The organism is Reichenbachiella sp., from assembly GCF_039944555.1.
Lineage (GTDB): Bacteria > Bacteroidota > Bacteroidia > Cytophagales > Cyclobacteriaceae > Reichenbachiella.
This window is the reverse complement of record NZ_JBDUYN010000008.1, coordinates 513,181-532,060: the sequence shown is the minus strand read 5'-3', so window position 1 is coordinate 532,060 and position 18,880 is coordinate 513,181. Positions and strand designations below refer to the sequence as shown.

Sequence of the window (18,880 nt, the reverse complement as noted above, 5' to 3'; positions counted from 1 at the left end):
CAGTGTCTCTTATACTCGGTATTGATACTTCTACCAGCAGTGGATCCGTAGCGCTGCTGAAAGAAGGCCAACTTATTGGTTCGCAACTATATTCCATCGAGAAGTCTCATTCTTCGCTATTGCATGTCTTGATCAGGCAAATGATGGACAATGCTAGTTGCACGATGGATCAGCTGTCAGGAGTGGCAGTTGCAGAAGGACCCGGCTCGTATACCGGATTGAGGATTGGGGTTTCGGCTGCTAAAGGTTTATGTTTTGCATTGGATATTCCGCTTATTGCAATTAACACCTTGGAGGCAATGGCATACCAACTCTTTAGAAGGTCTGTAGATATTAAATTTTACTGCCCTATGCTAGATGCACGTCGTATGGAGGTGTATGCCGCCCTCTTTGATGATAGGTTTGAAAATGTAAGACCGACTTCTCCAGTTATTTTGGAAGAATACGCTTTCGAAGATGTATTAGCTGACAATAAAATATTGTTCTTTGGAGATGGGTCTAATAAATCAGAGCAAATAATCACGCATCGAAATGCACATTTTGTGAAGAATATTGTGCCCTCCGCTGAAGAGGTGGCACTATTGGCATTGGATAAATTCAAGAATCAGAAATTTGAAAACGTTGTGAGCTTTGAACCGTTCTACTTAAAAGAATTCAGAACAGCATCATCATTTAAATAATGGAAGAAGAGATCATAAATAGAGTAGCACAAAGTTCACTGATCAATTTTGATCTAGAGCAGTACTATGATCAGTCAGAACGAATTTTAGTAGATATTAAAGATCAACTGTTCAACGAACTTGTACTGAAAGAAAAGGACTTTAGGTTGTACGTGAAAACTCATGATTGGAAAGGCTACAAGGATAAGAACGTTGCTGTTTATTGTAGTGCGGACGCAATAGTACCAACATGGGCCTACATGCTCCTGGCATCAGCATTGGAACCCTATGCAAAAAACTTTGTTTTTGGAGAGTTGTCCCATTTAGAAAATCATTTATTTCAAAAGGCACTGTCTAATATTGATCTGAACGATTATAAGGATCAGAAAGTAATTATAAAAGGATGCGGCAAATTTCCTGTACCTGAATATGCTTATGTAGAAATAACGCGACTTCTGAATCCAGTAGTTTCAAGTCTTATGTATGGCGAGGCATGCAGTGCAGTGCCCATTTATAAAAAGACAAAATCAAAATAAGCACTTGCTTTTTCAAATCAAGTAATCGTGATACCTTTGAAACAGATATCTAAGTATACCGATTGAAATTTGAAGTAAAGTTACCGCTATTCGAAGGTCCTTTTGATCTTCTCCTCTTTTTCATACAAAGAGACGAGCTGGATATTTACGACATTCCAATTTCTCAGATTACTGATGATTTTTTAGACTACATCAAACATTTGGAAAAAATGAATGTCGAGGTAGCAAGTGAGTTTATTCTTGTCGCGTCTACTTTGATGAGAATTAAAGCTAAGATGTTGTTGCCAAGGCCTGTGCTTGACGAGGAAGGAAATGAAATCGACCCTCGTGAGGAACTCGTCAGACACCTTTTAGAATACAAAAGATACAAGTCCGTTATAGCAGAGTTGGTTCAACTTGAGTCTAACCGACTTGACCGTGAAAAAAGAGGCAATCTGGCAAAAGAAATCCGGGCCTTGTCTGAGGTGAGCAATGTAGAAGCAGAGCTTCAAAATCTGGACTTGTTTAGAATCCTGAAGGTCTATAAGAAAGTGCTACAACGTTATGAAGCCGAGCAAAATAAGGTTGAACATAAGGTTGTTCAATATCCATATACCATTTCTGGTCAGAAAACGCATATTCTTGACGCATTAGACAAGACTCCAAAAATGGCCTTCACAGAAGTAATGGCTGAAAGACCGGAAAAAATAGCTGTTATTTTCAATTTTCTAGCCATATTAGAATTGTTGCAGATGCAATTGGTACAAATTACCATTGGAGAGGGTTTTAATAATTTTTGGATTGAAAAAACGCAGACAGTCGCAGCCGATTAATGGAGATTAGCAAAAAGAGTGCTTTTAAAGTTCTTAATCCCAAAAATATATGGGTGCCCATCATAGTCGGACTCGGTATTGTATTTTTATTATTCTATTTCGATGAAAACATAACAGCCAATAATCTCAAGTTAATCTTTGATGCTAAGTGGTCATCGGTTTTTGTTGCCATTTTGGTTTTGCTGGCCAGGGATATTGGATATGCCTATCGGATTCGAACACTTACCAATCAAGAACTAAGTTGGACAAGAAGTATTATTGTAATCATACTATGGGAGTTTGCATCAGCAGTTACTCCATCCGTAGTAGGCGGAACCGCTGTTGCCGTATTTATCCTTACATATGAAGGTATAAATTTTGGTAAATCACTAGCATACGTGATGCTCACCGCCATTCTGGATAACCTGTTCTTTGTAGTTGCTGCACCAGTTGTTATGTTGTTGACTGATGGTGTAATATTCCCCAAAGTGGCCACTTTTGATCTTCAGATTGGCAGTAGTTTGCAGTTTTTCTTTTTCCTAAGTTATGCTCTGATTGCCATTTATACCTTGGTGATGTCATATGGTTTGTTTGCGAAACCACGCGCATTTAAGTGGTTCTTGTTAAAAATCACTGCCCTTAGGGTTTTTAGAAAGTGGCGTATCAAAGCCAATCAGTACGGAGATGAAATCATGATCGCTTCAAGCGAAATCAAAGGAAAAATGGCGTCCTATTGGTTGAAAATCTCACTAGCGACTATCTTTATTTGGAGTGCTCGTTATTTGATGCTCAATAGTTTAGTCTCTGCATATACCGAAATCACCGTTTCTGAACACATGGTAATATTTAGTAGGCAAATCATCATGTGGATCGTGATGCTTATTTCTCCTACACCTGGAAGTTCAGGGACTGCTGAATTCTTTTTTAACCAATTCTTTAATGAATATTTAGGCAGCTACACTTTTGTGTCAAGCATCTTTTGGCGCCTAATGTCATATTATCCGTACTTGCTATTAGGAGCCATATTTTTACCACGTTGGATTAGAAGCAAGTTTTTTAAGAAATAAAAAAATCCCGCTTTTGGGCGGGATTCATTTTTTATTGCTCAAATCAGTTTAGATCTTTTCCAACTCTGAGAAAAAGAATGAACCTTCAATAGCAGCATTTTCATCAGAATCAGATCCATGAACGGCATTTGCCTCGATAGACTTAGCAAATATTTTTCTGATAGTACCATCGGCTGCTTCAGCTGGGTTTGTTGCACCTATCAATTTTCTAAAATCTTCAACTGCATTGTCTTTTTCCAGAATCATAGCAATGATTGCTCCAGAAGACATATATGAACAAAGATCATTGTAGAATGGTCTTTCGCTGTGCACTGCGTAGAACTTACCGGCAGTTTCAGCTGTCAGTTTCGTCAACTTCATGGCCTTTATCGAAAAGCCTGCTTCTTCTATCATTTTTGTGATTGCCCCTGCATGGCCAGCGCTGAAAGCGTCCGGCTTGATCATGGTGAATGTTTTGTTATTAGCCATTTAAATATTAAGTCTTATTTGTTCTAAAAATCCCGCAAAATTAGGGTTAATTTTTAACGATCAAAAGAATTCATTACTTATCCTAATTTCTAGTTCCTCACTGCTTTTGCATTTCAAATAAATTTCACCACTTTTGCACCTTCTTTTTACATCATCGATGCAAAACTTAGCAGCATTTAAAGAATTACTGGAGCTTCCTAAGCGGATAGTAATCACCACCCACATAAAACCAGATGCAGATGCATTGGGGTCTTCCTTGGGACTTGCAGGATATTTATTGAAGCAGGGACATCAGGTTTGCGTCATTACACCTACCGACTATCCGAAATTTTTGGAATGGATGGAAGGAAATGATGATGTCTTGATATTCGAGGGTAATGAGGAAAAGTCAAAATATCTGGTCGAAAATGCGGATTTAATTTTTTGCCTCGATTTTTCAAGTTTGAACAGAATTGGAGAATTGGGAACAATGGTGGCAGAGTCAGATGCCGAAAAAGTATTGATTGACCACCATCTCAATCCTGAAACATTTGCCAAATACGTATTGTGGAGCACCGAGGCAGCAGCAACTGCTGAACTAGTCTATGATCTTATTGATATGCTTGGAGATTCCGAAAAGCTAACAAAAGGCATGGCCGAAGCTTTGTATGCTGGTTTGATGACCGACACAGGGAACTTCAGACATCCATCTACAACCCCTCATGTTCACAATATAGTGGCAAATCTCATGGAATTGGGAGCTGATATCTCTAAGGTCAGTCATAAAATATACGATAACAATTCACTGGACAGGATGAGATTGTTAGGCTTTGTGCTTAACGAAAGATTGGAAATAATAGAAGGGACCAATGTGGCTTATTTCTATTTGACATTGGAAGACAAAAAGAGATTTAAATATCAAACCGGGGATACTGAAGGGCTGGTTAACTACGGTCTTAGTATAGAAGGAATAAATGTTTCTGCAATATTTATTGAAGATCCGGACAAAGTGAAGATTTCATTTAGGTCCTTTGGGGACATCCCAGTGAATGAATTGTCAAGAAAGTATTTTAATGGTGGCGGACATAAAAACGCAGCAGGAGGAGCTACCTCTGATGACTTACAAACAACCATCAACAAGTTTAGAGAATTAGTATTAAAACAGACGAAGGAATTAAATTATGAAGTATAACACTCTATTGGCTGTGCTGGCCATTTCCGTTCTATCGATTGCATGCAGTGAAGAGCGAACCACAGAATCAGGTATCAAGGTAAAAATTGTGGAGAAAGGCGACGGAACTTCTTTAAAAGACAGTACCATCATCCAACTTAATATGAGATACGAAAATAGCAATGGCAATGAGCAATGGAGTTCTGCTAAAGCAGGTGGTCCCGTAGCTATTCAGTATAATAAGGCGGTTTGGGAATCAGGTGGAACCATGTATGAAGCTTTGGAAATCATGAATGTAGGTGATAGCGCAACATTCGAGGTATCTGCGCAGGATTTGTACGAAAATACATTTAAGACGGGCGTTCCAGATAGTTTAGACTCTGGTAGCAACGTGACTTTTTATGCCAGGCTAGTGTCAATGATGACAACTGAAGAATTTCAGGCCTATCAAAAGGCAGAGTATGAAAAGGCACAGGAGAAGGCTCGTGAAGAGAGAGCTGCTGCCCAAGCTAAAATGTTGGAGGAAGCTGCTGAGACCATCAAGAAAGATGGAGAAGTAATAGATCAATATCTCACGGACAATGGTATAACAGCACAGACTTCTGAGTCTGGATTAAGATACGTCATTACACAATCAGGTGAAGGTAATAATGCAAAAGCTGGTGACAACGTATCGGTACACTATCATGGCACTTTGATGGATGGTACCAAATTTGATTCTTCTTATGATAGGGGGACACCTTTTGGATTTGTTTTAGGACAAGGAAGAGTGATTTTGGGATGGGACGAAGGAATTGCGTTGTTGAACAAAGGAGCTAAGGCAACCCTTTATATCCCAAGTTCATTAGCTTATGGAGAAAGAGCGACTGGCAGTATCGCTGCTAACTCTATCCTTAAGTTTGATGTAGAATTGGTAGATATTCAATAAGAATGTATGTAACGTCCGTTCTTAAATAATTATTAAACCGAATCGGCTCACCGACACAAGGAATAAAATTATTTAAGAACGGAAAGTTTCATCCAATACTTAAATAAAAATATAAACAGATGAAGTTTTCGGCAATTGCATTGCTAGCACTTTTTACGCTGGGATTAATGTCTTGCGATGGAGACACTGATCCTTCTTTTCCAACTCTAGAGGAATACCTGGAACGAAACAATATTACCGACTACAATGAGACGGCATCAGGTTTAATTTACGTAGTGGACAACGAGGGAAGTGGTGATCTGCCTAAAACTGGCCAGACCGTATCGGTACATTATACTGGTTATCATCTGGATGACACAAAGTTTGATTCATCTTATGATAGGAATGAGGCTTTTCCTGTCTTGCTAGGAGAAGGTAGAGTAATTGACGGCTGGGAAGAAGGACTTCGATTTTTCCGCAAAGGTGGATCCGGAACCCTTTATATTCCGCATGAATTGGCATACGGGACATCCGGTTCGGGAGGGGTAATTGGACCTAAAGAAGATTTAAAATTTGATATTAACTTGATTGCTATAGACTAGGAATGATGAGAATGAATTTTGTGAGGAGTATTTTTCTAGCCGTTGTGCTAGCTGGTTCAGGACTGATTAGTTGCGTTGATCATGCTGCTGATAACGAAGCCGAAATAGAACAGGCCAGACTAGATTCGATCGTGCAGGCAGATACTGACAACGACTTGATCGACGCCTACATTGCAGATGCGGCTAATGGAATAGATGAAAGCCAGGTGGTCATTGGCGATAATGGAGTTCGTTACATCGTATGGAATCCAGCGACGACGGCGCGAGTTCCTGATTTTAAGGAAATAGTTTCGGTTCATTATGTGGGTAAGTTTCTATCAAATGAAATTTTTGATACAACGAATGCTTCAAGAGCTAAAGACTCTGATAGTTTAAATTATGTGTCAGAAGGAATTGTATTCGATAATTTGCTTGCTGCTTCTGAAAAATCTTACGAAGAGCTTCTTGATTCACTCAATGCGTCTACTGGAGCTATTAGTGACCCAGTCTTTTCTTTAACTAGAACGTATATTCCTATGGTATTCAATCATACAAGAGATGGGTCCGGTATTAATTTTCAATTTATTTCTGGCTTCAAGACGGGATTGAGAGATGTGATGCTAAAAATGGAACTGAATTCAACGGCTTTAATTATGATTCCGTCCGCTGTGGCGTATGGCACAATAGGGACCGTGAATAGTGATGGGACGGAATCTATACCTCCAAATACTCCATTGCTATTTGAATTTTCTTTGGTAAATATACGACCTTGATGCAAGGTGAAAATCTGCTTTGCTACCCATAACGAGAACAAACTCAGAGAGATCAATCAAATTCTCACTGATTATGATGTTGTGGGACTGACAGAAATCGGTTGCCATGATGAGATTCCGGAAACCGGAGCCACACTTGAAGAAAATTCTAAAATCAAAGCTGAATTTGTAGCGACTAAGTATTCGATCCCATGCTTTGCCGATGATACTGGGCTTGAAGTCGAAGCTTTAGATGGAGAACCCGGTGTATTTTCAGCTCGATATGCAGGAGAAGAAAGAGACAATTTGGCCAACATAAATTTGCTTTTAGGGAACTTAAAGACGCATACAAATAAATCAGCAAGATTCAGAACGGTCATTACGCTAATCATTGACAAACGCATTCACCAATTTGAAGGAATCGTGACTGGAAGAATTACGGAGGGGTCTAGAGGAACAAATGGTTTTGGCTATGATCCCATTTTCATCCCTGAAGGCTATGAAAGCACCTTTGCTGAGATGCCGGCTCAAACTAAAAATTCAATTTCTCACCGAGGAAGAGCAGTTGCCAGACTTACTGACTTCTTAGAAAAGAGAGCATAAAAAAACCGTACACTGAGGTACGGTTTTGGAATTCTAGATATTCTTAAATTTTCTATTTCTCTTCCATAAAAGGGTATCTGTAATCTTTTGGAGGATTGAATGTTTCTTTAATAGTTCTTGGGGATACCCATCTCAATAAGTTGAGCATTGAGCCTGCTTTGTCGTTGGTACCAGAAGCTCTGGATCCTCCAAATGGCTGTTGCCCAACGACCGCACCAGTAGGCTTATCGTTGATGTAGAAGTTGCCTGCAGCATTCACGAGCTTTTTAGTTGCTAATTCAATCGCATATCTGTCTTGAGAAAAGATCGCGCCAGTCAAAGCATAAGGCGAGGTACTATCGACTAGTTCCAAGGCTTCTTCGAATCGCTCTGCCTGATATACATAAAGAGTGATAACCGGGCCGAATATTTCCTCACACATAGTGGTGAACATTGGATCTTTCGCTACTATGATAGTAGGCTGAATGAAATACCCTTCAGACTTATCATAATTTCCTCCAGCTATGATTTCGGCCATATTGCTTTCTTTCGCAGCATCAATATATTTGGAAATTTTATCGAAGGCTTTTTCGTCAATCACCGCATTGAAGAAGTTAGTGAAATCTTCAGGACTTCCCATCTTGATGGTTTTATGATCTTCTAACAGGTACCCTTTCACCTCTTCCCACATATTGTCAGGAATATAGGCTCTGGAAGCAGCACTACATTTCTGTCCCTGAAATTCAAATGCGCCTCTAATAATAGCTGTTGCCAATGCCTTGGCATCTGCAGACTTATGGGCAACAATAAAGTCTTTACCACCTGTTTCGCCAACGATTCTTGGATATGACTTGTACTTGCTTATATTCTCACCTATTGTCTTCCATAGGAGTTGGAAAACACCGGTGCTACCAGTAAAGTGCAATCCGCCGAAGTCACTGTGATTGAAGATGACCTCACCAGCAGTTGGACCGTCGACATAGACCATATTGATCACACCATCCGGAACGCCAGCTTCTCTAAAGATTTCCATCAAGATTTGGGCAGAGTATACCTGAGACTCGGCAGGCTTCCATACCACAGTGTTTCCCATTAAAGCAGGAGCAGCAGGCAGGTTCCCTGCAATAGAAGTAAAATTGAAGGGGGTCAAGGCAAACACAAAGCCTTCAAGCGGTCTGTGCTCAAGTCTGTTCCACATGCCAGGTGCAGATTCAGGTTGTTCTGCATAGATCTGCGTCATGAAGTCAACATTAAATTTCAAGAAGTCAATATATTCACAAGCTGCATCTATTTCTGCCTGAAATGGGCTTTTAGATTGGGCAAGCATGGTTGAGGCGTTGATCTTTGCTCTATATGGTCCCGCTACCAATTCGGCAGCCTTCAAAAAGATGCTTGCTCTATGCTCCCAAGATAACTCAGCCCAGGCTTGCTTGGCTCCCATAGCAGCATTAATGGCTTGTTCTACATGTGAAGCATCCCCATAATTGTAATAACCCAATGTATGTTTGTGATCATGTGGAGGAGCCATTCTAACTTTTTTGTCTGTAGTCACCAGCTCACTTCCAATGTACATGGGTACATCGATCTCTTTGTCTCTCATGGCTTTCAATTCCGCTTTGAGTGCAGCTTTTTCAGGACTGCCGGGAGCGTAAGAAAGTACCGGTTCGTTTTCAGGAACGGGCACAGCGTATATTCCTTTGGGCATATTGTTTATTCTTTAGTAGTCAATCAATTTTTTGCAAATGTAAGAAAGACAACTATAATGAGGATTGGATAAATACATATTATTTTAGCCAAAAATAGCATCATTTGGCAGGTGATGTTAAAATAATATGGCATGAAAGAATGGAAAGAATTTTATACGAAGTACAAGAATTATTTCAGAACAGATTTACTCTTTTACGTATTTATGCTCTTGTTTCTTCTTTTTCTCTTCGTCGTAATAGGTCCTGACTAATTAATGAATGTAACTAGCCGCATTCATGTCAATTGTACTACCGGTGGCGTGGTCTGCCATACCACTTGCCAAGAAAGTAACCATGGGAGCGATGTCTTTGGGTTCAGTCATTCTTTCTAATGAAATATCGGCGGTAGCATGCTCTGTTCCGTACTTTTCCATGGCTTCCTTAGCCATATCTGTTCTAACAAATCCAGGCGCGATGTTGAATGCCTTTATTCCATCTTTTCCATAAGCGCGTGCGATAGTTTGTGTTAGTGAAACCAAACCCGCTTTCGATGCTGCATAAGCCATGTATTCAGCGGTGTCTCCTCTATAAGCCGCTCTGGAAGTAATGTTGATAATTCGACCTGCACTATTTCTTTTTAGGAAATGTTCGATCACTTTCTTACAAAGAATACCGGCTGAAGTAAGATTCACCTGAACGGTTTCATTCCAGGCCTTAATCCAATCAGATTCTTTCCCGTCAATGTCTACCGCCTTGGCTACTCCGGCATTATTTACCAGAATTTCAATACTTCCCATCTCTAGAATGACCCGATCAAATAGATTCGCAGCTTCATCTTTTTTTGAGAGGTCGGCTTGAAAAGCTCGTGATTCATTACCAAGTACGTGGGCCAAATTTTCGGCTTCACGCATGTTTTTGTTATAATGAACTGCTACGGTTGCTCCAGCTTCTGCCAATTTGGAGGCAATGGATTTGCCAATGCCTTTACTGGCGCCCGTTACTAGAATGTTTAAGCCTGATAGGTTGATGTACATCTTTTTCTCTAATTCGAAGGGTTAAATTAATACGCAACGAATTAAATAAAAATTCAGATGGAAAATATATTACTATTCGACCTAACAGTTTTTTTATTGTTCACCATAAATATCTACAGTTGTATAAAAAGAAGTCCATGGAAACCAGTACCCCATGATGCCCATGGTTGGCGTGAGTTGATCTCCTTCATTGGGCCCAGTTACAGCATATCCGAACGCATTCCAGTTATTACCAAATTGATCAGTCAAGATAACGGATGAGGTAAAATTTCCGTTCGTGTAAAGATCGTCGGAAGGTAAGGAAAAGGTCAAAACCTCATCATTGATTTGCTTTTCAAAGAATGAAACTATAAAATTTTGAGTTTGACTACCAATCACCACAACGTTTTGACCTTCCACGTTATCCAAAATAATTCCAGCGGCAGTTTCTGGAAAATTACTGAATCGATACGCCTTGACATAATCACCTGAGATAATGCTATGAACACGCTCTTTTGGATGCAGTCTGTCATCACTATCCTTCACCTGAAAGATTAGTCCCTCTGACGTTCTATAGCTCCCATATGGGTACACGCCATAACTTCGGTCAAAACCTGTTTCAGTAGAAAGAACTTCCGTATCTGGGAAAAAAGTCTTCCAGGTAGACCACGAAGTTTCTAATAGATTAACCATTTCTGGTCTGGTTCCAATCAACTCGCCGTTTACGCATTCAAGCGTTAGTTGACTCCAATTGCTGTCAGTATTTCTGTCGTACGGGATTACATTGGCGTTGTACAAGAGTCCGGAAACGCCGAAAGTTGTAACCTGATTGTTCAATTTTCTATGCCATCCAGTAGCTGTACCAGTCAGTGGGCAGTAGATAACAGCAACTGGTTCCTGGCCAAACCAGTCATTGGCAATTTCATGCCAGTTCATTACCAAATGAGAATAGGCTTTTGACTCCTGTGCACTAGAATGACCAATAACAAGTTCATCATCGTCCAAATAAGTGGCTTCTTGAGGTGAAACAAAAATTGGTTCATCCAATGCAGGAATGCCATCTTTGCCGGGACCGCCATCAAGTATCCTGTTCAATGGGATGGACCATTCTCCCTGTGCAGCTAGACCTGGATTACCTATAATCGGATCTTTCTCCTTTGCGCATGAAATGAATACGAATGCTGCAATAAATAAAGTTAAGAAATTGTTCATCATCGTAGTTTTAAGTTGAATAAGAGAGCAGTATTCCATCTAAAAGTAGGTGTGACCTGTGTGCCTTCCAGATTGGCATACAATGGAAGGTCTAGCGTGGTGACTAAATTGATCGTTGGAGTAATGAGATAGGATAGTCCTGGTTTTATGAATAGCCAGCTACCACCCGTACTCGGTACATCAAAGCCATCATTAATGTCAGCTGATACATTCCTGTATTTAAAACTTAAGGAAGGGCCTATCAGTTGATTAAAAATCAAAAATTGATCTGCTACTCCAACTTGGACCTGGGCCTCATTACCGAATTCATAAACTTGATCAATCAAATAGCTATTGTTTTTACCAGTGAATCTATAGGTCCAGGTACTATACACTGAAAGCGAATTCCTGCTTTTTAGCTGATGTTCACTGGTAAAAAAGGCGATTCCGTCCCACGCTCCACTTCCAGGTTGCATGTCTGCGTTGAGCAAAATACCTCGTGATGTAGTCTCATCGGATGAACCAGTTGGGAATTTCACGCCTAAGCCCGCTTGAAAGTGATTTAGGAATCTATACTTAGATAGGAAAACGATATCTCCGATTCCATTCGTGATTTCAACCGTTGAGCCAAGTCCCAGGGGAGAAACTTCTCTTTCTTGCTGTACATAAGGCAAGAGAATTTCAAAACTCCAGTGCTTGTCTATATTGTAACCAGCTTGAAACAGCGCCGTGTGAGTAGTTCTTGTGCGTGTGTTATCATCGAGCGTCTCCGTACCGCTCTTCAGCGTATTGAGTTTATTCAAGTCATAGGAGATGGAGAATTGTACTTGTCTTCCATCTACCATCGGTAGGCCTAGGTTTCCGCTAAGTGGTGCACCTCCAGAGCAACAAGATTGCCCTAGGACAGACCCTGCCGTTAGAGTTAGAATTAGAATTGTATACAACATTTTCATATAGCAGCTAAACCAATAAAAAGTGAATAAAATTCCATCTCAATGGACTGCCAGACGACAATTACATATTTTGGGAACAAAACATACCGACAAGTGGTTAAATAGGACTATAAATCCGCAGGTATGAAAAAGTTAGCATTTACGTTTATCATCATCAATCTAGCCTCCTTTAGTATAGCAGGCTTTACCAATAATGATTCTTTCGAAGTGAATTGGAATAATTTGGAGTATGCTCAAAAATTAGCAAAGGAAACTCCAAGGCCACTTTTTATTGAATTTACAGCCAAGTGGTGTGGGTGGTGCAAGAAGATGGACAAAACGACTTTTTCAAACTCAGGGGTAATAAAAATGTTGAACGAGGACTATTATGCTGTGAAGGTGGACTTCGATAGTCCGGCACCCATAGACTATCAAGGCATTAAGTACACGGGGAAGGAGCTCGCGAAAAAATTCGGTATTGAAGGTCTACCTACCATGATATATGTTCCTTCAAGTCTTGAGGGCAGCAAGAAAATTGTTGGTTACAAGACTTCAAAACAGCTGATCAAGCAATTAAATCGAATGAATGATCCCTGACATGTAACTAATGATGTCTAGATGTAGTCAAATGGGTACAACTCAAAACAACCATTATGTTCTACAACTATTTCAAAATTTCGATTCGAAACATCCGGAAGCATAAGCTGTTTTCATTCATCAATGTTTTCGGTCTTTCTTTTAGTCTTTCTATTTGCTTGATTATAATTATGCTGTTGGCTGATCAATTTAGCTATGATCGGTTCAATACAGATGCGGATCATATCTATCGAATCAACCATTCAAGAAGTGACGATCCCGGTATCATCGAAGGAATGGCCACTTCCCCTTTGCCACTTGGTGAAGAACTAACAAGTAAGTATATGGGCGTTTCAAGCTATACGAGACTCACCAGAGGATTTGGTAATGGCTGGGTCAAGTTGATGCAGGACGTCAATATCCCAATTTCTGGATTTTTCGCGGATCCATCTTTCGTGGAAATGTTTCAGTATGAGTTTGAATATGGTGACCCTCGTACAGCTCTTCTCGAACCATACACTGTTGTACTTTCGAAGGAAACTGCCGAAAAACTATTCAATAAGGAAAATCCAATTGACGAGATTATAAAAGTGGGCGATCTGGGAAGTTATAAGGTCACTGGTGTCCTAAAAAGAATCGCAGGTAAGTCTCATATCAAATTTGATGGGTTGGCATCTATGTCTACGTTGGAGTCACTGATAAAGAAGGAAGTCATGCCTAAGTCTTTGGAAACCTGGACTAATCGATCTTGGACCTGGACTTATGTTAAATTAGAAGAAGGGACCATTCCCGAAAATGTAGAGAAGAACCTGGCGGTCATCAGCGAAGAGCAATATGGAGAAATGGAAGATATGGATGCAGAATTTTATTTGCAGAATATTAGAGCTATTAGCCCTGGTCCACTTGTGGGTAATCAAATTGGTCCTGGGATACCTATGATTTTTGTCTATTTCCTGGCTGGTATGGCTTTGGTCATAATTATTTCATCTTGTTTTAACTATACAAACCTATCTATTGCCCGATCGCTGAATAGAGCCAAAGAAGTTGGAATAAGAAAGGTGTTTGGTGCAGTACGCCATCAGATTTTGACTCAATTCCTTACTGAATCGGTCATTATCTCTCTGATGGCTTTTATTTTCTCAATTGGAATAGTACAGTTCATGGAGCCCATCTTTCTGGAATTAAACTTTAGTCAACTTTTGGATTGGGATTTGCAACAATCGACCGAAGTGTACCTGCTTTGCCTGGCATTTTCAATAGCTGTAGGTTTTTTTGCCGGTATTGTGCCAGCCTTGTTTCATTCATCAGTAAAGGCACTACAGGCTTTGAAAAACTTGTCAGGCGTGAAAGTATTCTCCAAGCTGGGATTGCGAAATGCATTAATTGTTGGGCAGTTTGGCTTGTCACTATTCTTGGTTATTACAGTGAAATTGATTTATGATCAAATGAATTTCATGGTAGAGTCCGATTATGGATTCGAAGCAGAAAATATTGTCATTGTCTCACTCAATAATTCTGATCATCAACAGCTTAAAAATGAACTTTTATCATACCCTGATATTCAAAGTGTATCAGCCGCTGGTTTTGCTCCTGCAGCAGGTACGAGTAGTACAATCGAGATTGTTGTCGATCAGATTGAGAAAGATGTAAACTTTTTTGAGGTGGATGAGGACTATGTAGAAAACATGGGTCTCACTTTGGTGGCGGGGTCCTCTTTTACAACCGAGATTAACGAGAATAAATTGGTAATAAATGAGAAGGCATCAGCCAACTTCGGATATCCCCACCCACTTGATGCAATAGGCCAAATTGTGGTGATCAATGACTCTGTCAATTATGAAGTTATCGGAGTCCTGGAAAACTACAATCACGAAACAATGGTTTCTGAAATAAAACCTTTGGCGCTAATTTATAGTCCCGAAGAATTTGGAATACTTCAGATCAGGGTCAATTCTGATAATTATGAAAATGCCATTGAGAGTATCGAGGCAGCCTGGACAACAGTCAACCCCGATTTGAAAATTGAACACAAATTGATGAGTGATGAAATAGCTTTTTTTGCTGATCTCATGTTTGGTGACCTGACCAAAATCATTTCATTTATATCATTTTTGGCCATTATCATCGCCTGCTTAGGCCTTATGGGTATGGTGGTATTTAGTACTCAAAGCAGACTAAAGGAAGTGTCTATCCGTAAGGTACTCGGTGCGAGCAATCAGGCGCTCGTTTATATTCTTTCGAAAGGTTTTGCCAAACTGCTATTGCTAGCGGTATTGATAAGTGTGCCAGTTACCTGGTTCATTAATAATCTTTGGATGGATTTCATTGCTTTCAGGGTTGATATTGGTGCAGGGGTTATTGTCTTTGGAGTAGCTATAGTTGCTGTTTTAGGCTTGTTGGTTGTAGGGTCTCAAACGTGGCAGGCCGCGAATACAAGTCCATCGAAAGTGCTGAGGGATGAATGATATTTGCAATATGGAATCTACTGTATTACATAATTGTAGAATAATGCTGAACGTAAGACTCGATAAGGACACTGAGAAAACGCTAAAGGATTACAGCGAACAAAACAACATGTCTAAAACGGATGTTGTTAAAGAAGCTTTGGCTATGTATTTCACAAAAGAAATAGCGGGTAAGTTGCCTTATAGTCTTGGAGAGGATCTTTTCGGAGCTGATGCAAGTGGCCAGTCTGATCGCTCTACAACCTACAAATCCAAACTTAAAGAAAAGTTGCATGTCAAGCACTCTCATTGATGCAGGTCCATTAATCGCACTCTTTGACCGGTCAGATAAATATCATATGAGAGCCTTGAACTTTATCAAAAACTATCAGGGTTACCTTTGGTCAACCTGGCCTGTGGTGACAGAAGTTTGTCATATGTTGGATTTTAGTACCAAAGCTCAATGTGCTTTTTTGGAATGGATAAAAAGAGGAGGGTTAAGGCTTTTCGAATTGGATGAAAGTCATCTGGACAGAATATTGGAGTTGACAAAAAAAATTGATGACGTGCCGATGGACTTAGCTGACGCCTCACTGATAGTCGCTGCCGAAGAAAAAAAGCAACAGGAAATAGCCTCTATTGACTCGGACTTTTACATCTATCGTGATATTCGGAATCAGTATCTTAGAAATATTTTTGTATAAAAGGAAAAAGAGCAGTATCCATCGATATTGCTCTTTTTTTCTGACCTGGCATGTATGTTAACTATTTCAACCAAGCCTTGTACATCCAAAGTGTCTTTTCCTGCTCTTCTACTAGGGCAGACATTTGATCCTCGGTACCTCCGTCGTTTGCTTCTCCAGCCAACTCTTTGAGTGCTTTCTCTTGTTCCACAATTTGTTCCAAATTGGCTACCACGGTCTTGACTGACGTTATTCCGTCATGCACATTTTTTACAGGCTTAATCTGAGCTGTTGCCAAATAGTCTTCAAAACTGTGCAATGGTGTGCCGCCAACTGTGAGGATGCGTTCTGCAATTTCATCTACTTTCATGGCAGCATCTGTATATAACTCTTCAAATTTCACATGCAATTCAAAAAATTCCTTACCCTGAATATTCCAATGGAAGCCTCTAAGGTTTTGATAGTATATCTGGAAGTCAGCAAGGAGCTCGTTCAATTTTTCAATAACTACTTTGTTCTCTTTCATATCATTCAATTTTAAAGATATCGTTTGATACAAATAACGATAAAGGCACCAGGAGCGGACAAAATATGAAATCAGTTATTACAATGCGACGATAAAGAATATCGATGTTAATTCTAGACAGGAATATATTTTTTGAAAAGGCTTTTCATTTTCATTTGAATCACGCCAAAGACGGCCTCCTTGAATATCCCCCGCGACATTTTTGACTGGCCTTTGGTTCGGTCAGTAAATATGATTGGAACTTCTTTGATTTTAAACCCATACTTCCAGGCCAGGAACTTCATTTCGATTTGGAAGGCATAGCCTACGAAGTGAACATTGTCTGGATGAATTGTTTCAAGAACTTTTCTCGTATAGCATTTAAATCCCGCAGTGGTATCTTTTATAGGAATACCTGTGATAAACTGTACATACATGCTAGCACAATATGACATCAAAACTCTATCCATTGGCCAGTTAACAACATTTACGCCAGAAATATATCTAGACCCTATCGCCACGTCATACCCCTGATTTTTACAAGCATCTCGCAAATGTATAAGGTCACTAGGGTTATGAGAGAAGTCGGCATCCATCTCAAAGATGTATTCATACCCAGCGTCAAGCGCAAAATGAAATCCGGCAATATATGCAGTGCCTAATCCCGCTTTTCCGGCTCTTTCTAAAAGGTGGAGGCAATCAAACTCGGCTTGAAGTTTTTTTACAATATCAGCAGTTCCATCAGGCGAGTTGTCATCCACTACCAAAACATCAAATTCAGATTGAAGATCAAAGACAACTCTTATGATATCTTCAATGTTTTCTTTTTCATTGAACGTAGGTATGATGACAAGACTCTTATTCAAGCGTGTAGTTTATTTTTTACGAATCTATTCTAAAATTAGAAATTTTGAACACCCCCTTACTTTAAATGTCCTCAAAAAGTAAAGCCAGGACAACATTTAATGATATCCTAATATTTTCATCATTTGTTCACTGGACTGTTCTTCAGCAAATACGCGAGTTACTACCTTTCCGTTGTCATCGCGTTCTACTAAAATGTGTTTGGGAGCAGGTATTAGGCAATGTTGTATTCCACCGTAACCACCTAAGGACTCTTGATAGGCCCCAGTATGAAAGAAACCGAAATACATCGTCTGATTCTTTTCTATGATCGGTAAAAAAACTTCAGATACATGTGCCTCAGAATCATAGTAGTCCATGCTATCGCAAGTCAATCCTCCAATATTCACTCGATGAAAGTGATTATCCCATAGATTGACTGGAAGCATGATGAATTTTGAATTCAGCCCCCATACATCCGGCATATGGGTAATGAACGAGCCATCCATCATGTACCATTTTTCTTTATCATTTTGAAGCTTCTGGTCTAGGACTGAATAAATTGTCGCCCCACTTTCTGCTACAGTATAACTGCCAAACTCCGTGAAAATGTCTGGATCTTCTATGCTGTTCTTTTTGCAAATCCATTGAATGTTTTCGACGATCTGCTCAGCCATGTATGCATAGTCATATTCGAAATGTAATGAGTTTTTGACAGGAAAACCACCTCCTATATCCACAGCTGTTAAATCAGGGCAAATCTTCTTAAGCTCACAGTATTTGTACATGAAACGGCTCAATTCACTCCAATAGTAAGCCGAATCCTTGATGCCGGTATTGATGAAATAATGAAGCATTTTTAGCTTTCCTTTCGACTTCCCGGTAATCCTATTCTGATAATAATCTAATACATCACTGTAGCGAATACCGAGTCGTGAAGTATAAAACTCAAAATTGGGTTCCTCATCGGCTGCTAACCTCATACCCATATTGAAAGGTTTCTCAACATGCTGATCATAGTAATCCAACTCCATTAGATTGTCCAAGATGGGAAGACAGTTTTTGAAGCCAGCATTTAAAAGTTCAGTTATTTTCTTGAGGTAGTGTGGGCGCTTATAACCGTTGCAAATAATATAAGTATCTTTTGTAATAAGCCCCTTTTCGTATAAAGTCTCGACAATTGAAATGTCGTATGCCGAAGAAGTTTCTATGTGAATATCATTTTTTAAAGCTTCTTCGAGAACAAATGAGAAATGGTTTGATTTAGTACAATAACAATAGGTATAAGAGCCATTGTATTTTTTCTTTTTGATGGCCTTGTCAAAAAAACTTTTAGCGGCCTGGATTTTCTCAGAAATCTTAGGTAGGTAGGTGAGTTTGAGAGGTGTTCCATGTTCTTCAATGATGTTCATCAGATTGACACCATTGAAATTTAAATGATTACTTTTCACCTCAAACTCAGCATTTGGAAAATCAAAAGTTTGATCAATTAAATCATAGTACTTTTTCATTGAA

General features: G+C 39.6%; 21 protein-coding genes. 13 read left to right on the top strand and 8 right to left on the bottom strand.

The genetic code is table 11. The features are described from left to right. The first annotated feature begins 2 nt into the window (after positions 1-2). The 4 genes from tsaB to ABJD64_RS15930 all read left to right on the top strand — a co-directional run bounded on the left by tsaB (position 3) and on the right by ABJD64_RS15930 (position 3,053). Positions 3-680 carry a tRNA (adenosine(37)-N6)-threonylcarbamoyltransferase complex dimerization subunit type 1 TsaB gene (gene tsaB, locus ABJD64_RS15945; protein WP_348183291.1) on the top strand — a complete coding sequence of 226 codons (678 nt, stop codon included), beginning with the start codon at positions 3-5 and terminating at the stop codon, positions 678-680. Beyond that, a complete protein-coding gene (locus ABJD64_RS15940) occupies positions 680-1,195 on the top strand; it encodes a DUF2480 family protein (RefSeq protein WP_348183290.1) in 516 nt (171 codons plus the stop codon). The genes tsaB and ABJD64_RS15940 overlap by 1 nt, the downstream gene beginning before the upstream one ends. 62 nt (positions 1,196-1,257) lie before the next feature. Next, on the top strand, positions 1,258-2,007 hold the full coding sequence (locus ABJD64_RS15935; RefSeq protein ID WP_348183288.1) for a segregation/condensation protein A: 750 nt from the start codon (positions 1,258-1,260) through the stop codon (positions 2,005-2,007). Between the two features lie 53 nt (positions 2,008-2,060). Next, positions 2,061-3,053 (top strand): lysylphosphatidylglycerol synthase transmembrane domain-containing protein, encoded by a 993-nt coding sequence (locus tag ABJD64_RS15930; protein WP_348183286.1) that lies wholly within the window; start codon positions 2,061-2,063, stop codon positions 3,051-3,053. Positions 3,054-3,101: 48 nt separating this feature from the next. Here the strand turns inward: ABJD64_RS15930 and ABJD64_RS15925 are convergent, their stop codons facing one another. Further along, positions 3,102-3,521, bottom strand: a complete 420-nt coding sequence (locus ABJD64_RS15925) for a nucleoside-diphosphate kinase (protein WP_348183284.1) — start codon at positions 3,519-3,521, stop codon at positions 3,102-3,104. Between the two features lie 157 nt (positions 3,522-3,678). On the opposite strand from ABJD64_RS15925, the gene ABJD64_RS15920 reads away from it, so the two are divergent. The 5 genes from ABJD64_RS15920 to ABJD64_RS15900 all read left to right on the top strand — a co-directional run bounded on the left by ABJD64_RS15920 (position 3,679) and on the right by ABJD64_RS15900 (position 7,514). Then, the gene (locus ABJD64_RS15920) at positions 3,679-4,692 is read left to right on the top strand and encodes a bifunctional oligoribonuclease/PAP phosphatase NrnA (RefSeq protein WP_348183282.1); all 1,014 of its coding nucleotides are present in this window, start codon (positions 3,679-3,681) and stop codon (positions 4,690-4,692) included. Beyond that, the gene (locus tag ABJD64_RS15915) at positions 4,682-5,599 is read left to right on the top strand and encodes an FKBP-type peptidyl-prolyl cis-trans isomerase (protein WP_348183280.1); all 918 of its coding nucleotides are present in this window, start codon (positions 4,682-4,684) and stop codon (positions 5,597-5,599) included. The genes ABJD64_RS15920 and ABJD64_RS15915 overlap by 11 nt, the downstream gene beginning before the upstream one ends. A gap of 119 nt (positions 5,600-5,718) precedes the next feature. Beyond that, positions 5,719-6,180: an FKBP-type peptidyl-prolyl cis-trans isomerase gene (locus ABJD64_RS15910; RefSeq protein ID WP_348183278.1), complete on the top strand. Its 462-nt coding sequence runs from the start codon at positions 5,719-5,721 to the stop codon at positions 6,178-6,180. A 2-nt stretch (positions 6,181-6,182) separates the two neighbouring features. Beyond that, positions 6,183-6,932, top strand: coding sequence for an FKBP-type peptidyl-prolyl cis-trans isomerase (locus tag ABJD64_RS15905; protein ID WP_348183276.1), 750 nt, complete (start codon positions 6,183-6,185; stop codon positions 6,930-6,932). A gap of 6 nt (positions 6,933-6,938) precedes the next feature. After that, a complete protein-coding gene (locus ABJD64_RS15900; RefSeq protein ID WP_348183274.1) occupies positions 6,939-7,514 on the top strand; it encodes a non-canonical purine NTP diphosphatase in 576 nt (191 codons plus the stop codon). Between the two features lie 52 nt (positions 7,515-7,566). Here ABJD64_RS15900 and pruA read toward each other — a convergent pair whose 3' ends face one another. The 4 genes from pruA to ABJD64_RS15880 form a co-directional block, all read right to left on the bottom strand. Continuing rightward, entirely contained in the window at positions 7,567-9,198 is a 1,632-nt protein-coding gene (pruA, locus tag ABJD64_RS15895; RefSeq protein WP_348183272.1) for an L-glutamate gamma-semialdehyde dehydrogenase, read from the bottom strand. 252 nt (positions 9,199-9,450) lie between these two features. After that, positions 9,451-10,212 carry an SDR family oxidoreductase gene (locus tag ABJD64_RS15890; RefSeq protein WP_348183271.1) on the bottom strand — a complete coding sequence of 254 codons (762 nt, stop codon included), beginning with the start codon at positions 10,210-10,212 and terminating at the stop codon, positions 9,451-9,453. Between the two features lie 93 nt (positions 10,213-10,305). Beyond that, positions 10,306-11,406, bottom strand: a complete 1,101-nt coding sequence (locus ABJD64_RS15885) for a DUF3179 domain-containing protein (protein ID WP_348195045.1) — start codon at positions 11,404-11,406, stop codon at positions 10,306-10,308. Next, positions 11,403-12,329: a transporter gene (locus ABJD64_RS15880; RefSeq protein ID WP_348183267.1), complete on the bottom strand. Its 927-nt coding sequence runs from the start codon at positions 12,327-12,329 to the stop codon at positions 11,403-11,405. Before ABJD64_RS15880 ends, ABJD64_RS15885 begins: the two co-directional genes overlap by 4 nt. Before the next feature lie 129 nt (positions 12,330-12,458). Here ABJD64_RS15880 and ABJD64_RS15875 point away from each other — a divergent pair, with 129 nt between their 5' ends. Genes ABJD64_RS15875 through ABJD64_RS15860 form a run of 4 tightly spaced genes read left to right on the top strand, consistent with a single transcriptional unit; the run spans position 12,459 to position 16,038 of the window. Continuing rightward, positions 12,459-12,911: a thioredoxin fold domain-containing protein gene (locus tag ABJD64_RS15875; RefSeq protein ID WP_348183265.1), complete on the top strand. Its 453-nt coding sequence runs from the start codon at positions 12,459-12,461 to the stop codon at positions 12,909-12,911. Between the two features lie 56 nt (positions 12,912-12,967). Further along, positions 12,968-15,355 carry an ABC transporter permease gene (locus ABJD64_RS15870; protein WP_348183263.1) on the top strand — a complete coding sequence of 796 codons (2,388 nt, stop codon included), beginning with the start codon at positions 12,968-12,970 and terminating at the stop codon, positions 15,353-15,355. Between the two features lie 43 nt (positions 15,356-15,398). Further along, complete coding sequence (locus ABJD64_RS15865; protein WP_348183261.1) at positions 15,399-15,647, top strand: hypothetical protein; 249 nt, start codon at positions 15,399-15,401, stop codon at positions 15,645-15,647. Next, a complete protein-coding gene (locus tag ABJD64_RS15860; protein ID WP_348183259.1) occupies positions 15,628-16,038 on the top strand; it encodes a pilus assembly protein in 411 nt (136 codons plus the stop codon). Before ABJD64_RS15865 ends, ABJD64_RS15860 begins: the two co-directional genes overlap by 20 nt. Before the next feature lie 61 nt (positions 16,039-16,099). Here ABJD64_RS15860 and ABJD64_RS15855 read toward each other — a convergent pair whose 3' ends face one another. The 3 genes from ABJD64_RS15855 to ABJD64_RS15845 form a co-directional block, all read right to left on the bottom strand. Next, positions 16,100-16,543 carry a Dps family protein gene (locus tag ABJD64_RS15855; protein WP_348183258.1) on the bottom strand — a complete coding sequence of 148 codons (444 nt, stop codon included), beginning with the start codon at positions 16,541-16,543 and terminating at the stop codon, positions 16,100-16,102. A gap of 113 nt (positions 16,544-16,656) precedes the next feature. Continuing rightward, positions 16,657-17,388, bottom strand: coding sequence for a polyprenol monophosphomannose synthase (locus tag ABJD64_RS15850; RefSeq protein ID WP_348183256.1), 732 nt, complete (start codon positions 17,386-17,388; stop codon positions 16,657-16,659). 96 nt (positions 17,389-17,484) lie between these two features. Beyond that, entirely contained in the window at positions 17,485-18,876 is a 1,392-nt protein-coding gene (locus ABJD64_RS15845) for an arginine decarboxylase (RefSeq protein ID WP_348183255.1), read from the bottom strand. Positions 18,877-18,880 lie beyond the last annotated feature (4 nt).

Coding starts and splice junctions, on each gene's coding strand:
- pruA (WP_348183272.1), bottom strand. CDS start 9,198: ATGCCCAAAGGAATATACGCTGTGCCCGTTCCTGAAAACGAACCGGTA.
- ABJD64_RS15865 (WP_348183261.1), top strand. CDS start 15,399: ATGCTGAACGTAAGACTCGATAAGGACACTGAGAAAACGCTAAAGGAT.
- ABJD64_RS15885 (WP_348195045.1), bottom strand. CDS start 11,406: ATGATGAACAATTTCTTAACTTTATTTATTGCAGCATTCGTATTCATT.
- ABJD64_RS15870 (WP_348183263.1), top strand. CDS start 12,968: ATGTTCTACAACTATTTCAAAATTTCGATTCGAAACATCCGGAAGCAT.
- ABJD64_RS15920 (WP_348183282.1), top strand. CDS start 3,679: ATGCAAAACTTAGCAGCATTTAAAGAATTACTGGAGCTTCCTAAGCGG.
- ABJD64_RS15845 (WP_348183255.1), bottom strand. CDS start 18,876: ATGAAAAAGTACTATGATTTAATTGATCAAACTTTTGATTTTCCAAAT.
- ABJD64_RS15880 (WP_348183267.1), bottom strand. CDS start 12,329: ATGTTGTATACAATTCTAATTCTAACTCTAACGGCAGGGTCTGTCCTA.
- ABJD64_RS15855 (WP_348183258.1), bottom strand. CDS start 16,543: ATGAAAGAGAACAAAGTAGTTATTGAAAAATTGAACGAGCTCCTTGCT.
- ABJD64_RS15905 (WP_348183276.1), top strand. CDS start 6,183: ATGATGAGAATGAATTTTGTGAGGAGTATTTTTCTAGCCGTTGTGCTA.
- ABJD64_RS15925 (WP_348183284.1), bottom strand. CDS start 3,521: ATGGCTAATAACAAAACATTCACCATGATCAAGCCGGACGCTTTCAGC.
- ABJD64_RS15910 (WP_348183278.1), top strand. CDS start 5,719: ATGAAGTTTTCGGCAATTGCATTGCTAGCACTTTTTACGCTGGGATTA.
- ABJD64_RS15915 (WP_348183280.1), top strand. CDS start 4,682: ATGAAGTATAACACTCTATTGGCTGTGCTGGCCATTTCCGTTCTATCG.
- ABJD64_RS15860 (WP_348183259.1), top strand. CDS start 15,628: ATGTCAAGCACTCTCATTGATGCAGGTCCATTAATCGCACTCTTTGAC.
- ABJD64_RS15890 (WP_348183271.1), bottom strand. CDS start 10,212: ATGTACATCAACCTATCAGGCTTAAACATTCTAGTAACGGGCGCCAGT.
- ABJD64_RS15940 (WP_348183290.1), top strand. CDS start 680: ATGGAAGAAGAGATCATAAATAGAGTAGCACAAAGTTCACTGATCAAT.
- ABJD64_RS15875 (WP_348183265.1), top strand. CDS start 12,459: ATGAAAAAGTTAGCATTTACGTTTATCATCATCAATCTAGCCTCCTTT.